This window comes from Euzebya pacifica (assembly GCF_003344865.1).
Classification (GTDB): domain Bacteria; phylum Actinomycetota; class Nitriliruptoria; order Euzebyales; family Euzebyaceae; genus Euzebya; species Euzebya pacifica.
This window is the reverse complement of sequence record NZ_CP031165.1, coordinates 1,924,173-1,937,073: the sequence shown is the minus strand read 5'-3', so window position 1 is coordinate 1,937,073 and position 12,901 is coordinate 1,924,173. Positions and strand designations below refer to the sequence as shown.

General features: G+C 71.7%; 12 protein-coding genes. 2 read left to right on the top strand and 10 right to left on the bottom strand.

All coding sequences use genetic code 11. From position 1 onward, the window contains the following. Positions 1-154: 154 nt before the first annotated feature. Positions 155-691 (top strand): hypothetical protein, encoded by a 537-nt coding sequence (locus DVS28_RS08055; RefSeq protein WP_164710159.1) that lies wholly within the window; start codon positions 155-157, stop codon positions 689-691. A gap of 15 nt (positions 692-706) precedes the next feature. On the opposite strand, the gene DVS28_RS08050 is transcribed toward DVS28_RS08055, so the two are convergent. The 6 genes from DVS28_RS08050 to DVS28_RS08025 form a co-directional block, all read right to left on the bottom strand. After that, entirely contained in the window at positions 707-1,777 is a 1,071-nt protein-coding gene (locus DVS28_RS08050) for a GGDEF domain-containing protein (protein ID WP_164710158.1), read from the bottom strand. 95 nt (positions 1,778-1,872) lie between these two features. After that, positions 1,873-2,271 carry an AtuA-related protein gene (locus DVS28_RS08045; RefSeq protein WP_216826472.1) on the bottom strand — a complete coding sequence of 133 codons (399 nt, stop codon included), beginning with the start codon at positions 2,269-2,271 and terminating at the stop codon, positions 1,873-1,875. Continuing rightward, on the bottom strand, positions 2,268-3,638 hold the full coding sequence (locus DVS28_RS08040) for an acyclic terpene utilization AtuA family protein (protein WP_164710157.1): 1,371 nt from the start codon (positions 3,636-3,638) through the stop codon (positions 2,268-2,270). The genes DVS28_RS08045 and DVS28_RS08040 overlap by 4 nt, the downstream gene beginning before the upstream one ends. Then, positions 3,635-4,222 carry a GNAT family N-acetyltransferase gene (locus tag DVS28_RS08035; RefSeq protein WP_114591006.1) on the bottom strand — a complete coding sequence of 196 codons (588 nt, stop codon included), beginning with the start codon at positions 4,220-4,222 and terminating at the stop codon, positions 3,635-3,637. Before DVS28_RS08035 ends, DVS28_RS08040 begins: the two co-directional genes overlap by 4 nt. Positions 4,223-4,259: 37 nt before the next feature. After that, entirely contained in the window at positions 4,260-5,927 is a 1,668-nt protein-coding gene (locus DVS28_RS08030; RefSeq protein ID WP_114591005.1) for an acetolactate synthase, read from the bottom strand. 80 nt (positions 5,928-6,007) lie between these two features. Beyond that, positions 6,008-7,072 (bottom strand): iron-containing redox enzyme family protein, encoded by a 1,065-nt coding sequence (locus DVS28_RS08025; RefSeq protein ID WP_216826471.1) that lies wholly within the window; start codon positions 7,070-7,072, stop codon positions 6,008-6,010. A gap of 212 nt (positions 7,073-7,284) precedes the next feature. Between DVS28_RS08025 and DVS28_RS08020 the strand changes: the two genes are divergently transcribed. Then, positions 7,285-9,486, top strand: coding sequence for a molybdopterin-dependent oxidoreductase (locus DVS28_RS08020; protein ID WP_114594050.1), 2,202 nt, complete (start codon positions 7,285-7,287; stop codon positions 9,484-9,486). A 160-nt stretch (positions 9,487-9,646) separates the two neighbouring features. Here DVS28_RS08020 and DVS28_RS08015 read toward each other — a convergent pair whose 3' ends face one another. The 4 genes from DVS28_RS08015 to DVS28_RS08000 all read right to left on the bottom strand — a co-directional run bounded on the left by DVS28_RS08015 (position 9,647) and on the right by DVS28_RS08000 (position 12,843). Further along, on the bottom strand, positions 9,647-9,958 hold the full coding sequence (locus tag DVS28_RS08015) for a metal-sensitive transcriptional regulator (protein ID WP_114591004.1): 312 nt from the start codon (positions 9,956-9,958) through the stop codon (positions 9,647-9,649). Next, the gene (locus DVS28_RS08010; protein ID WP_114591003.1) at positions 9,955-12,144 is read right to left on the bottom strand and encodes a heavy metal translocating P-type ATPase; all 2,190 of its coding nucleotides are present in this window, start codon (positions 12,142-12,144) and stop codon (positions 9,955-9,957) included. The genes DVS28_RS08015 and DVS28_RS08010 overlap by 4 nt, the downstream gene beginning before the upstream one ends. After that, positions 12,141-12,353: a cation transporter gene (locus DVS28_RS08005; RefSeq protein WP_114591002.1), complete on the bottom strand. Its 213-nt coding sequence runs from the start codon at positions 12,351-12,353 to the stop codon at positions 12,141-12,143. The genes DVS28_RS08010 and DVS28_RS08005 overlap by 4 nt, the downstream gene beginning before the upstream one ends. Positions 12,354-12,414: 61 nt before the next feature. Continuing rightward, positions 12,415-12,843 (bottom strand): HIT family protein, encoded by a 429-nt coding sequence (locus DVS28_RS08000; RefSeq protein WP_114591001.1) that lies wholly within the window; start codon positions 12,841-12,843, stop codon positions 12,415-12,417. Between the last annotated feature and the right edge of the window lie 58 nt (positions 12,844-12,901).

The following is a 12,901-nucleotide window of genomic DNA, read 5'->3' as shown; positions in this document are numbered from 1 at the left end:
CAGGACCGTGCTGGAAGACTCTGTGCTGGTGGTCAAGAAGCTCTCGTGGAACGAACGTCGACGGACCCCATCGAGTCTAGATGTCCAGCCACCCGCGCACCGCTGGCCAACGGAGGTCTGTTGACGGCCGGATGGCCGGTACTCTCCGGCGTCCGTGACGTCCCGCCCTGCCGCCGCTGTTTCCCTTCCCCGCTGGCCCTCGTGGCCGGCCGTTGTGCTGGTGGCCCTCGCCTCGACGGCCTGCAGCGCCCTCGGGGTTCGCCCGTCGGTGGCGACCGAGGACGCTCGGGCCCTGCTGACGACCGCCGTCGGCCTTGCCGTCAGCGGTGAGCTCGACCAGCTCTGCGAGCTGGCCCCCGAGGACGCGTCGACCTGCAGGGACTCGATCGTGGACTTCGGCCATGCGGTGCCGGGCGAGGGACCACAGGTCGTCTGCGTGGTCGCGGCTCCCGATGTCGGGCCGCTGCGCAACGGCCGGGTCGTGGTCGTGGAGGGCATCGACGCAGACGGGGTGGAGTACGTGACGGAGTTCGTGGCCTACAACGACGGCAGCGGCGAGGTCGTGCTGGACCCGGTGTGGTGGAGCGGCTTGACCATCGGCAGCTACACCGAGACCGCGGTGACCTGGCGGTTCGACTCCTCCTCCACGACCTGCGACCGTGGCGGCATCGAGGTCGAGGAAGACGCCTAGGGGCGACCGGATGGGTCAACGAGGCTGGCCGTGCAGCCCCTTCGGTTGTGCGGGACCGGCCTGCTCGCTGCGGACGACGACGCGGTTGCGACCGGCCTGCTTGGCGTCGTACAGCGCCAGGTCCGCCCGACGCAGGCACGTGCTGACGGTGTCGCCGGCCTGCAGCACGGTCACGCCGAAGCTGGCGGTCACCCCGACCGCACCCCCGACCGCCTCGAGGGCGCGCCGACATCGTTCGGCAACCGCCCGGGCCTGCGACTCGTCTGCCTCGAGGAGCAACGCGACGAACTCCTCCCCGCCCCACCGGCCGACGACGTCGCCATCGCGGATGGCTGCCGACGCGACGGCCGCGGTTCGCTGCAGCACCTCGTCGCCCACGTCGTGCCCGAGCGAGTCGTTGATCCGCTTGAAGTGGTCGAGGTCGAACATCAGCACCGCATCGGGATGCGCGCCGGCGGCGGTGCGGGCGAGTCCAGCGGCAAGCAAGGACTGCATCTGCCGCCGGTTGGGCAACCCGGTCAGCTCGTCGACGAACGCCAGCTCCGCGCTGATGGTCGCCGCCTCGGCGGACTGTTCCATGCGTTCGGCCTCCACCGACATGCTGCGGTGGATGGCGACCATGGCCAGCAGCAGGGCGAGGGTCTCCACGACCCCCACCCGCAGGTCGGATCCACCGATGAGCGTCACCCCTCGGACGGCGAGCAACGCCCCGCCGCAGGCGATGAGCCCCAACGAGATGAGTACCGCCGTCCTGGGACGGAACGCCACGAAGGCCACGCCCGAGACGAGCACGACGGAGCGGAAGACGAAGTAGCCGGTCTCGAGCGGCGTCGCCTGCTGCTCGACGATGGACCACGACACCAGCGCGAAGAGGAACAGCCCGAGGCCGACGAGCACCCGCAGGATGTCCCTGGAGGTCGTGCGGCCGCGGTGGAGGGCCACCAGGAGGCCGACCAGGAGCACGGCGCCCACGGCGTAGCCAAGCGTCAGGTACCAGAAGTCCGCGGCGATCGACAGGCCGACGAGCGATGGTGCGCCGACGACCAGCAACGCCCCCACTCTTTGACTCGTGTCCCGTTCCACCACGCCGTGTCCGCCTTCCGCATGGCACGACCAGCAGCCTCGCACAGAGGACAGTCCGTGACCATCCGTGTGGTCGAGGCTACCAAAGTGAACAGGGATCAGGTGATGTTCCACGCGTTGTCGGACCACGGGTCCGCTGGCGAACGACGAGGCGGGTGGGCGTCGGCGAGCGCGTGGGGGGCGGGCACCTCCAGCCGCAGCACCGCCCCCGCCAGTGCCTTGCCGAGGTTGTCCGCCCTGAGACTGGAGGGGCCACCCCCGGCCAGCGCGTCGCGGGCGAGGAACTTCAGGGCACGAACCTTGGGGACCTCCCACCGGGTCACCTCGCCCTGCACGAGCGGCCCGTAGTGCGCCTTGACCACGTCGGCGGTCAGGACCTCCACGAGGTGGTCGTAGGCCGCCTGCGAGCGCGCGAAGACCGTGATGTCGGAGTCGTTGCCCTTGTCGCCGGGGCGGGCGAAGGCGAGGCGGTCGATCAGGATCGTGGTGTCGGTCACAGGGTCTCCAGGACGACTCGACGGCCGGACTCAACCGCGGCGGCATCGACCAGGCCGGTGTGGATGCGGAGCAGGGACGAGGGCTTCGGTCGGGCCCGGTTGGCAGGGGTCAGGCCCGGCATGGGGGCCGACAGCGCCATGGGGATGATCTGGCGGGCGGCGCGCATCGCGGCGTCGGCGTCGGCGGTCTTCCACGCCAGGCGCAGCACGACCTCGGCAGGATCGGGGTCGGCCGGTGCGGCAGGGCCGTGCAGCGCGTCGACGCCGAACAGCTCGACGTGCCAGTCGAGCAGGTCGATGCCGGCCTCGGCGATCCGCTTGCGAGCGATGCGTGCCGCGGAGCGTGCCTTGGCGGGGGCGTCGGGCCAGCCGAAGGCGAAGGAGGCGTCGGCGGCGTACCCGTTGCGGCTGGCGCCGACGACCTTGTAGGACCCGGTGGCGGCGCGTCCGACGACCTCGTCGACGCGGACACGATCCTCCCCGAGGTCGGTCAGGCGCACCGACGTCATGTCGACCACGACGTCGGGGGTCAGGTAGCTGGTCGGGTCGCCCACCTCGTAGAGCAGCTGCTGGCGGACGGTGTCGAAGTCGCAGCGGCCGCCGGCGACCTCGGGGGTGAACACGTGGGCGGTTCCGTCTGCGGTCACGTCGGCCAGCGGGAAGGCGTAGCGCCACGGGTCGGGGGTGGTCCACCACTCCCCGGCGTTGTTGCCACCGGTGGACTGGCCCGAGCACTCCAGGAGGTGGCCGACGACGGTGCCGGCGGCCAGCCGGTCCCAGTCCGCCTGGCTCATGGGCGGCCCGTCGGGGGTGTCGAGCGCCCAGCCGTGTTCGTGGACCAGCGGCGCGAGGAACAGTGCGGCGTCGGCGACGCGGCCGGTGATGACCACGTCGGCGCCCTGCTGGAGTCCCTCCACGATTCCGGCCACACCCAGGTAGGCGTTGGCGAACTGCAGGTCGGCCGGTGGGGGGAAGTCCTGCGGCAGCAGCTCCGGCTGGCCGAGGATGTCGTCACCCAGGACGACGGCGACCTTCAGGCCCGAGAGGCCGAACTGCTCGGCCGACGCCTGCAGCAGCTTCAGCGCCCCCAGCGGGTTGATGCCGCCGGCGTTGGTGATGACCTTGGTGCCACCGGCCAGCACCGCGGGGAGCAGGTGCATCAGGTACAGCGGCAGGTCCCGGGTGTAGCCCAGCGCCTCGTCGCGCTGGCGGTCCTTGGCGAGGATGGCGAGGGTCAGCTCGGCGAGCGCCTCGAGGCAGACGTAGTCGGGCTGCTCGGTCAGCAGGTCGGTGACCCCGGACGGATCGTCGCCGTAGAACCCCTGGCCGCCCGCGACGCGGACGGCTCCATCAGGGCGCGGTCTCATCTCGTGCTCCATTCCTGGTGGGTGACTGCGAACAGCACCTGCTCGTGTCCGCCCACCTCGACGGTGGTGCCGGTGTCGGTGAGGCCCACCTTGCGCATCACCTGCTGGCTTCGGGTGTTGTGCGGGACGGTGACGCTGATGATCCGGTCGAGGCCGAGGGTGGTGAACCCCCACTCGACAGCCGCTCGCGCGGCTTCCGTGGCGTAGCCCCTCCCCCAGCGGTCGGGGTGGACCAACCACCCGACCTCGATGCCGGGCCAGCCCTCGGGCTGCCACAGGCCGACGCGCCCGAGGAGGTCGCCGGTCTCGGCGTCCTCCACCGCCCACTGCCCGAAGCCGCGCAGGACCCAGTGGCCGGCGAACATCGCCATGACCCGCCACGTCTGCTCCAGCTGGGTCGACCACTCGTGTGGCGGGTCGGGCAGGCCGCCGTACCACTCCGCCACCCTCGGGTCGTACTGGATCCGTGTGAAGGCCTCCAGGTGGCGCTCGTCGAACGCGACCATGCGAAGGCGATCGGTGCGGAGGGTGGGGGCGATCAGGTGGTGGTCGGGCGCGACCCCGGTCGCGCGTTCCTCGTGCATTGGCCCCTCGGACGAGGGTTCCCCAGGCAGCGGCCCCTCAGACAAGGGCGGTCGATCGGGGGTAGGCGACCGATGGGTCGGTCATGACGTTGACCATGTACGGCACGCCGGCGTCGAAGCCACGACGGATCGCCTGGGCGATGTCCTGGGGCTTGGTGACGACCTCGCCGGCCCCGTTCATGGCCTCCACGACCTGGTGGTAGGGCAGGTTGGGCTGCAGGTCCGCGGCCGCGTCCCAGCCGTTGTACATGGCCTGCATCGGGTACTTCTCCAGCGCCCACATGCCGTTGTTGCCGACGACCATGACGACGGGCAGCTTCTGGCGGACCAACGACTCGACGTCCATCAGGCTGAAGCCCGCGGCCCCGTCGCCGAGCATCAGCACGACCTGGCTGTCGGGGTGGGCGATGCGGGCTGCCGCGGAGTAGCCCATGCCGGTGCCGAGGCAGCCGTAGGGGCCGGGGTCCAGCCACCGTCCGGGCTGGTAGGACTGCACGTAGCGGCCGGCGTAGGACACGAAGTCGCCGCCGTCGCCGATGACGACGGCGTCGCGGTCGAGGACCTCCTGCAGCGCCCCGTAGACGCGAGCCGGGTGGATGGTCTCGCCGTCGCCGGTCAGCAGGTCGGTGTCCTCGTCGCGCTTGGCCTGTTCGATGTCGGCCATGCTGGACAGCCAGCTGCGCCGTTCGTCGGCCGTGTCGCCAGCGGGCCCACCCGTCTGCTGGGCGAGCGCGGTGAGGAGCGGTGCGAGCGATCCGGCGGCGGTGGCGGCCGGGTCGGCGTGGGTGGACAGCTGGGCCGGGTGGTCGGCGATGTGCACGGTGTCGGCGGCGCCGAAGGTGCCGAAGCCGAGGCGGAAGTCCAGCGGCGTGCCGATGACCACGACGAGGTCGGCGGTCTTGAACGCCGCGCCTCGGGCCCGGGACAGCACCTGGGGGTGGTCCGCCGGCATGCAGCCGCGGCCCATGCCGTTCTGGATCACGGCGGCGCCGGTGGTCTCCGCGAGCGCGGTGAACGCCTCGACCGCCCCGTCGAGCCACACGTCGGTGCCGCCGATGAGGACGGGATGGCTGGCGGCGGCCAGCCGGCGGGCGATGCGGGCGACGTCGTCGGGATCGTGGTCGACGGTGTCGGGCGCCGTCGGGTCGGCGATGGTGTTGCTGCTGCCCGGGGTGAACACGACGTCCATGGGGATGTCGACGAACGTCGGGCCACGATGGGTGGACCCGGCGACACGCAGGGCCTCGGCGACCGTCGGGGCGACCTCGTCGGGGGTCATGGCGGTCACCGCTTGCTTGGTCAGCGGCCCCATGAACGCGGTGTGGTCGATCTCCTGCAGGCTGCCGGTCCCCCAGGTCGCGGCAGGTGCACGGCCGCCGATGACGAGGATCGGCGAGCCGCCGAACCGGGCGCTGGCGACGGCGGACACGCTGTTGGTGACTCCGGGTCCGGCGGTCAGGGCGGCAACCTGCGGGCGACGGGTCAGCTTGGCCAGGCCCTCGGCGGCGAAGGTGGCGGACTGTTCGTGGCGGAAGTCCCACAGGGCGACGTCGGCCTGCCGGCAGCCGTCGTACAGCGGGAAGATGTGCCCGCCGGAGAGGGTGAAGAGGTTGTCCACCCCTGCGGCCTTGAGCGCGTGCATCGCCAGCGCACCGCTGGCGATGGGCTGCTCGGGCTGGGCGTTGTCGGACACGGGATCGGACATGCGGTCGGTCCTCTCGGCTGCTGGGGTGACCGGGGTCAGGTGAGCCTAGACCGATCCGTCCCAGCGGCGGAATCCGACCGTCAGCCCTGGATGCGGTCGGGCTGCGGGGGCAGGTCGATCTCGCGCCGCAGGCTGGTGCGTCCGGCGTCGAAGGCCGCTCGGATGTGGCTGCTGAACTCCCCCTCCACCGCGGCGAGTGCCCGTGCGCCGAACAACACGTCGGGGGCAAGCGACGGGTCCTGGTCGACCAGGCTCTGGGCCATCTCCAGCGCCTCGAACTGGTGGCTGGCATCGGCGACCACGTGGGTGTCGTAGAACAAGCAGACCCAGTCGTCGGCGCCGAGGCGTCGCAGGGCCTTGGCGTACTGCGTCATCGGGATGACCGACGCCATCTCGAAGCCGGACAGGTGGCCGATCAGCGCCCCGCGGTGTCGCCGGTGCAGCCCGAAGAGGGAGATCAGGTTGACCGTGGACAGGGTGACGCCGGGGATGTGGTCCAGGTAGGCACCGTAGGTGGGGTCCAGGCCCATGCGCTGCATCGACATGCCGAACAGGCCGGCGTGCATGTCCGCGGTCACCCCCTCGCCGTACTCGTCGGCCTGGATGTGCACCAGCCGGGCCTTGGGATCGCCCGCCAGCCGCGGCAGCGCCCAGGTGTGGGGGTCGGCTTCCTTGCGCTGGTAGGCCGAGCGCTGGACGGTCAGCTCGACCAGCTGCGGCCATGTGCCCTCCGTCGCCATGCGCACCGCCAGCATCCCCGGGTCGGGTTCCTGCGGGGCCAGCGCCCACAGCTCGTCGGCCAGGTCGAACCCGGCGGGCAGGCGACCGACCTCGTCGCGGACCCGTTCCTCGAAGGCCCGCTCCAGCTGCGCGCGGTGGGCCAGCAGCGCCGGGTCCCACTCCCAGGTGTCGTCGATGTCCTCCAGGCCCCGGTAGTGCAGCTCGTAGCACAGGTACAGGGCCAGCGGGGCGTCCTCACCGGTCAGGGGGTCGTCGGTCGGCAGCGGCAGGTCGACCATCGCGCCCGGCCGTTCGCGGAGCTGCTTGAGCAGGGCCTGGCTGGCCTCGCCGCGGGGCTCGGGCAGCGGGCTCGGGCGACCCTGATCGATGATGGTCGGGCGGGTCGGGCTGGTGGCGGTCGTCACGGCGGCGCTCCTGTCGGGTCTTGTTGGAGGGCGGGGCGGCCGGGGGTCGGGGCCGTTGGTCGCAGGCCGGGTGGGTGTGCGACGTCTTGGGTGTTCCCCGGACCGGCGTGGTTCACCCCTCCCATGACCTCGAGGGTCATGGCGTTCGTGTCGCCGATCCGCGAAGGTGACTACAGTCACGTCAGCCGTTGGTCGAGCCGGAGGACCCCGAGATGAGCACCCACTTCCACACCTGTCCGCTGTGCGAGGCGACGTGCGGCCTCGCGATCGAGGTGGTCGACGGGCCGCAGGGCCTGCCGATCGTCAACAAGGTTCGCGGCGACGACGAGGACGTGTTCTCCGCGGGGTACGCCTGCCCCAAGGGCCTGGCGATCAACGAGCTGCACGCCGACCCCGACCGGCTGCGGGCGCCGCTGGTCGATGGCGAGGAGGTGTCGTGGGAGCGGGCCTGGCAGGTCGTGGCCGAACGCCTCGGCGGCCACCTCGAGGACCGGGGCCGCGACTCGATGGCGATGTACCTCGGGAACCCCAACATCCACAACCTCGCCGGCCAGCTGTACGTGCCGGCACTGGCCAAGGCGCTGGGAACGCGCCACATCTTCACCGCCTCGACGGTGGACCAGCAGCCCAAGCACGTGTCCGCGGCGTTGATGTTCGGCGAGAAGCTGAGCATCCCGATCCCCGACGTGGATCGCACCGACTTCCTGATGATCCTCGGGGCCGACCCGATGTCGTCCAACGGGTCGCTGATGACCGCCCCGGACATGCCCGGTCGGCTTCGCGCGCTGAAGAAGCGCGGCGGTCGGCTGGTCGTCGTGGACCCTCGCACCTCCACCACCGCCCGCATGGCTGACCTGCACCTGCCGATCAGGCCGGGCACCGACGCGTTGTTGCTGGCCGCCATCGCCAACGTCCTGCTGGCCGAGGACCTGGCCACGCCCTCGCCCCACGTCTCGGGTGTCGAGGCGCTGCCGGCTGCCCTGTCCCCCTTCACCCCCGAGGCCGTCGAGGCGGCGACCCGCCTGCCGGCGGAGACGATCCGGGGGCTGGCCCGTGACCTGGCGGCCGCCCCCTCCGCGGCGGTGTACGGCCGCATCGGGACCTGCACGGTGGCGTTCGGGACGACGACCTCGTGGCTGGTCGACGTCATCAACGTGCTGACCGGCAACCTCGACCGTCCGGGTGGGGCGTTGTTCACCACGGCGGCCGCCGGCCAGAAGAACAGCTCGGCGGCGGTGGGGGCACGCGAGACCCGCTTCGGGCGATACCACACAGCGGTCAGCGGGCTGCCGGAACGGTTCAGCGAGTTACCGTCAGCGGCGTTCGCCGAGGAGATCCTCGACGGTCCCATCCGCGGGCTGATCACGGTGGCCGGCAACCCGGCGCTGTCGATCCCCGACTCGCGCCGGGTCCAGCGGGCGCTGGAGTCCCTCGACGTCATGATCTCCGTCGACTGCTACCTCAACGAGACGACCCGGCACGCCGACGTCGTGCTGCCCGTCCCGTCGGTGCTGGAGCGGCCGCACTACGACCTGGCCTTCATGCAGCTGGCCATCCGGAACGTGGCCAAGTGGTCCGATGCGTTGTTCGACACCGAGCAGCCCCAGGAATGGGAGATCCACGCTCGGCTGGCCGGCATCGCCCAGGGCATGGGGCCCGACGTCGACCCAGCGGCCGTGGACGCCTTCGTGCTGTCCACCGTCGTCCAGCGCGAGGTCACCGCGCCCGAGTCGATCGTCGCCGGCCGTGACGTCGACGAGCTGGTGGCCGAGCTGGGATCGGTTCCCGGCCCCGAGCGCATGGTCGACTTCCTCATCCGCGTGGGGCCGTTCGGCGACGGCTTCGGTGCCCGCCCCGACGGGTTGACGCTGGAGCGGGTGAAGGCCGCCCCGCACGGGATCGACCTCGGCCCCCTCGAGCCCCGGCTGCCGGAGGTCCTGCGGACGGTCAGCGGCACCGTCGAGGTGGCGCCGGAGATGCTGCTGGACGACCTCGTCAGGCTCCGCGAGTCCATGCAGGCACCGACCGACGGGCTGCTGCTGGTCGGCCGCCGCCACCTGCGGTCCAACAACTCGTGGGGCCACAACCTCCCGTCGCTGGTCGGCGGGTCGAACCGCTCGACCCTGCAGATCCACCCCGACGACGCCATGTCGGTCGGCGTGGACGACGGGTCGATGGCAGTGGTGTCGTCGGACGCGGGGTCGGTGCAGGTCGAGGTGGAGGTGACCCAGCGGATCTCGACGGGCACGGTGTCGATGCCCCACGGCTGGGGCCACGGCCAGGAGGGCACCCGCATGCGGATCGCCGCGGATCACGCCGGCACCAACTCCAACGTCCTGACCGCCCCGACCATCGACCCGCTGTCGGGCAACGCCGTCCTCAACGGCATCCCGGTCACCGTCGCCCCGGCCTGACCCCTGCGTGTCGCCTCACCGGCACGTGGGGCCGGTGGACCGACGCGCCTCCGATGTGTGTCGCCTCAGCGGCGCACGCCACGACAGAGACGACACGGCTCGGAAGGGTGTCGCCTCAGCAGCGCGGGGCACGACTGAGGCGACACGCGGGGTGGGGTGGTCAGGCCTTGAGGAGGCGGGCGATGGCGTTGGTGGCCTCGGTGAGGTGGGCCTCGGCCGATTCGTCGTCGCCGGACTTCGCCGCGTCCAGGACGCAGCCCCGCAGGTGATCGTCGACCAGCAGCAGGCTGACCTTCTCCAGCGCACGCTTGACCGCCGTGACCTGGGTCAGGACGTCGAGGCAGTAGGTGTCGTCCTCGACCATCCGCTGGATGCCACGGACCTGCCCCTCGACCCGGCGGAGCCGCTTGAGGAGCGCCGCCTTGTCGTCGGCGACGACGTAGCCGGGGTCGTCGGGAGTGAGGTCGCTCACGACCGCCCCTCCGCCCCGAACCTGCGCAGCCGCAGGCTGTTGAGGACCACCGACACCGACGAGAACGCCATCGCCGCACCGGCGATCGCCGGGGTCAACAACCCGAGGGCCGCCACCGGGATGGCCAGGGTGTTGTAGCCGAACGCCCACGCGAGGTTCTGGCGGATGACCCGCTCGGTCGCGCCGGCCAGCCGCATGGCGGTCGGCACCTGGGCGAGGTCACCGCGGACGAGGGTCAGGTCGCTGGCCTGGATGGCCACATCGGTCCCCGATCCCATCGCCACGCCGAGGTCGGCCTGGGTCAGGGCGGGGGCGTCGTTGACGCCGTCGCCGACCATGGCGACGACCAACCCATCGGCCTGCAGCCGCTCGATCTCGGCCTGCTTGTCACGGGGCAGCACCTCGGCCAGCACCCGGTCGATGCCGACCCGACGGGCGACCGCCTCGGCGGTCCGGCTGTTGTCGCCGGTCAGCAGCGCGACCTCGACGCCGAGGCCACGGAGGTCGGCGACCACGTCGGCAGCGGACTCCTTGACCGTGTCGGCGACGCCGACGACGCCGTGCACCGCGCCGTCCCAGGCAGCGAAGACGGCGGTGATGCCGTCGGCCTCCAGGGCGGATGCGGCGTCCTCGAGCTCGCCGGACAGGGTCTGGCCCTGCTCGGCCATCAGGCGACGGGTGCCGATCCACCGGCGAACGCCGTCGACGTCGGCCTCCACGCCCGCTCCCGCGTGGGAGGTGAACGACGCGGCGGTCGGCAACGGGCCGGCCTCGCGCGCGGCGGCAACGATGGCCTCCCCGATCGGGTGCTCGGAGTCGACCTCGACCGCACCGGCGACCGCGAGGACCTCGTCGGGGCCGATGACCGACGCGACCGACATGCGACCGGTGGTCAGCGTGCCGGTCTTGTCGAAGACGACGACGTCGACGTGGCGGACCTGCTCGAGGGCCTCGATGCCCTTGACGACGATGCCCATGCTGGCGGCGCGGCCCGTGCCGACCATGACGGCCACGGGGGTGGCCAGGCCGAGCGCACACGGGCAGGCGATGATCAGCACGCTGACCGCAGCTGTCACCGCAGCGGGGACGTCGCCGGTCACGGCCAGCCAGATGCCGAGGGTGGCGAGGGCGACGACGATGACGGTGGGGACGAACACGGCCGAGACGCGGTCGGCCAGCCGCTGGGCCTCGCCCTTGCCGGCCTGGGCACGTTCGACCAGCGCCGCCATCTGGGCCAGGACGGTGCGGGACCCGACGGCCTCGACCTCGACGGTCAGGGCGCCACCACGGTTGACGGTGGCCCCGGTCACGGGCGATCCGGCGGACTTCTCCACCGGCACGCTCTCGCCGGTCAGCATCGACTCGTCCACGGCGCTGGCGCCATCCACGACGGTGCCGTCGACCGGGATGGTCTCGCCGGGGCGGACGCGCACGCGGTCGCCGACGGCAAGCTCCATGACGTCGACCATGCGGTCCTCGGCCCCGTCGGGGTCGACCAGTCGGGCCTGCTTGGCGCCGAGCTCGAGGAGGGACTGCAGGGCGTCGCCGGCGCGGGCCTTGGCGCGTGCTTCCGCATACCGTCCGGCGACCAGGAACACGACGATGAAGACGGGCGCGTCCCAGTAGCGGGGCATGCCGCCGATCAACCACTGCACGGTGGAGTAGCCCCAGGCCGACAGCGTGCCCAGCGCGATCAGCGTGTCCATGTTGGTGGTCAGGGCGCGGGCCCGACGCCAGGCCTCGTGGAGGAACGGCCAGCCGACCCCGAACGTGACGGCCGTGACCAGCGTCCAGGCGAACCAGCCCTCGGCCCACATGGGCATGCCGGCCAGCATGAACCCGCCGAACAGCAGCGCGATGGGGGCGCCGACGAGCAGGCGGCGCTGCCACGAGCGTTCGTGGGCGGCCTGTTCGGCCCGCCGGTCCTCTGCACGGCGGTGCGGGACCAGGCCGTAGCCGATCCGGTCGACGGCCGCGACGAGTGCGCTGTCGTCGACGCCGTTGTCGGCCAGCCGGACGTGGGCCATGCCGGTGGCGTAGTTCACCCGGGCGTCGGCAACCCCGTCCTGCTTGGACAGGATGCGCTGCACCCGAGCGGCGCACGAGCCGCAGGTCATGCCCTCGACGTCGAACTCCAGGTCGAGGTCGATGCCAACGTCAGTGGCGGGCTGGGACAGGTCGGTCATCGCGGTACCTCGTACCCCTGTTCCTCGATGGTGGAGACGAGGGTGTCCCGGGTCACGACGGACTCGTCGTAGGTGACGGTGACCGAAGTGGACTCGACGTCGACCTCGGCGGAGGTGACCCCGGCCACGGGCTGCAGCGCCCCCTCGATGGAGGCCTTGCAGTGGCCGCAGTGGATTTCGGGCACGGAGATGGTGTCGGTGGTAGCCATGCCGCAACTATACCCCCATAGGGTATGGATGCACACCCCCCGCGAGACCCGTCCCGACGCGCTACCCGCGGTCGCTGACCCCACCGGCATCCAGGTCGCGCAGCGCGGCGCGCAACCGGGCACAGGCCTCGTCGAGCGCCTCTGCACCGGGGGCGGGGTCGACGTTGGCGAAGCTCAGGTCCTCCAGGGTGTCGATGCCGGCCAGGTGGATGTGCAGGTGGGGCACCTCCAAACCCGCGATCATCAGCCCGACCTTGGTCGGCGCCCATGCTGCCTCGATGGCGCGGCCGATGGTGTGGGACACCTCGAACAGATGCGACCGGAGAGCGGCCGGGGCGTCGAGCCAGTGGTCGACCTCCTCGCGCGGCACCACCAGGGTGTGGCCCGGCGTCAGCGGGTTGATGGTGAGGAACGCCACACAGACGTCGTCCTCCCAGACGAACCGTCCGGGCAGGTCTCCCTCGATGATCTTGGTGAACAGGGTCGGCATGGCGCCAGACGCTAGAGCACGAAGAGGCACGGCGCGGGCACTCGTCCGTTCCGGGAGC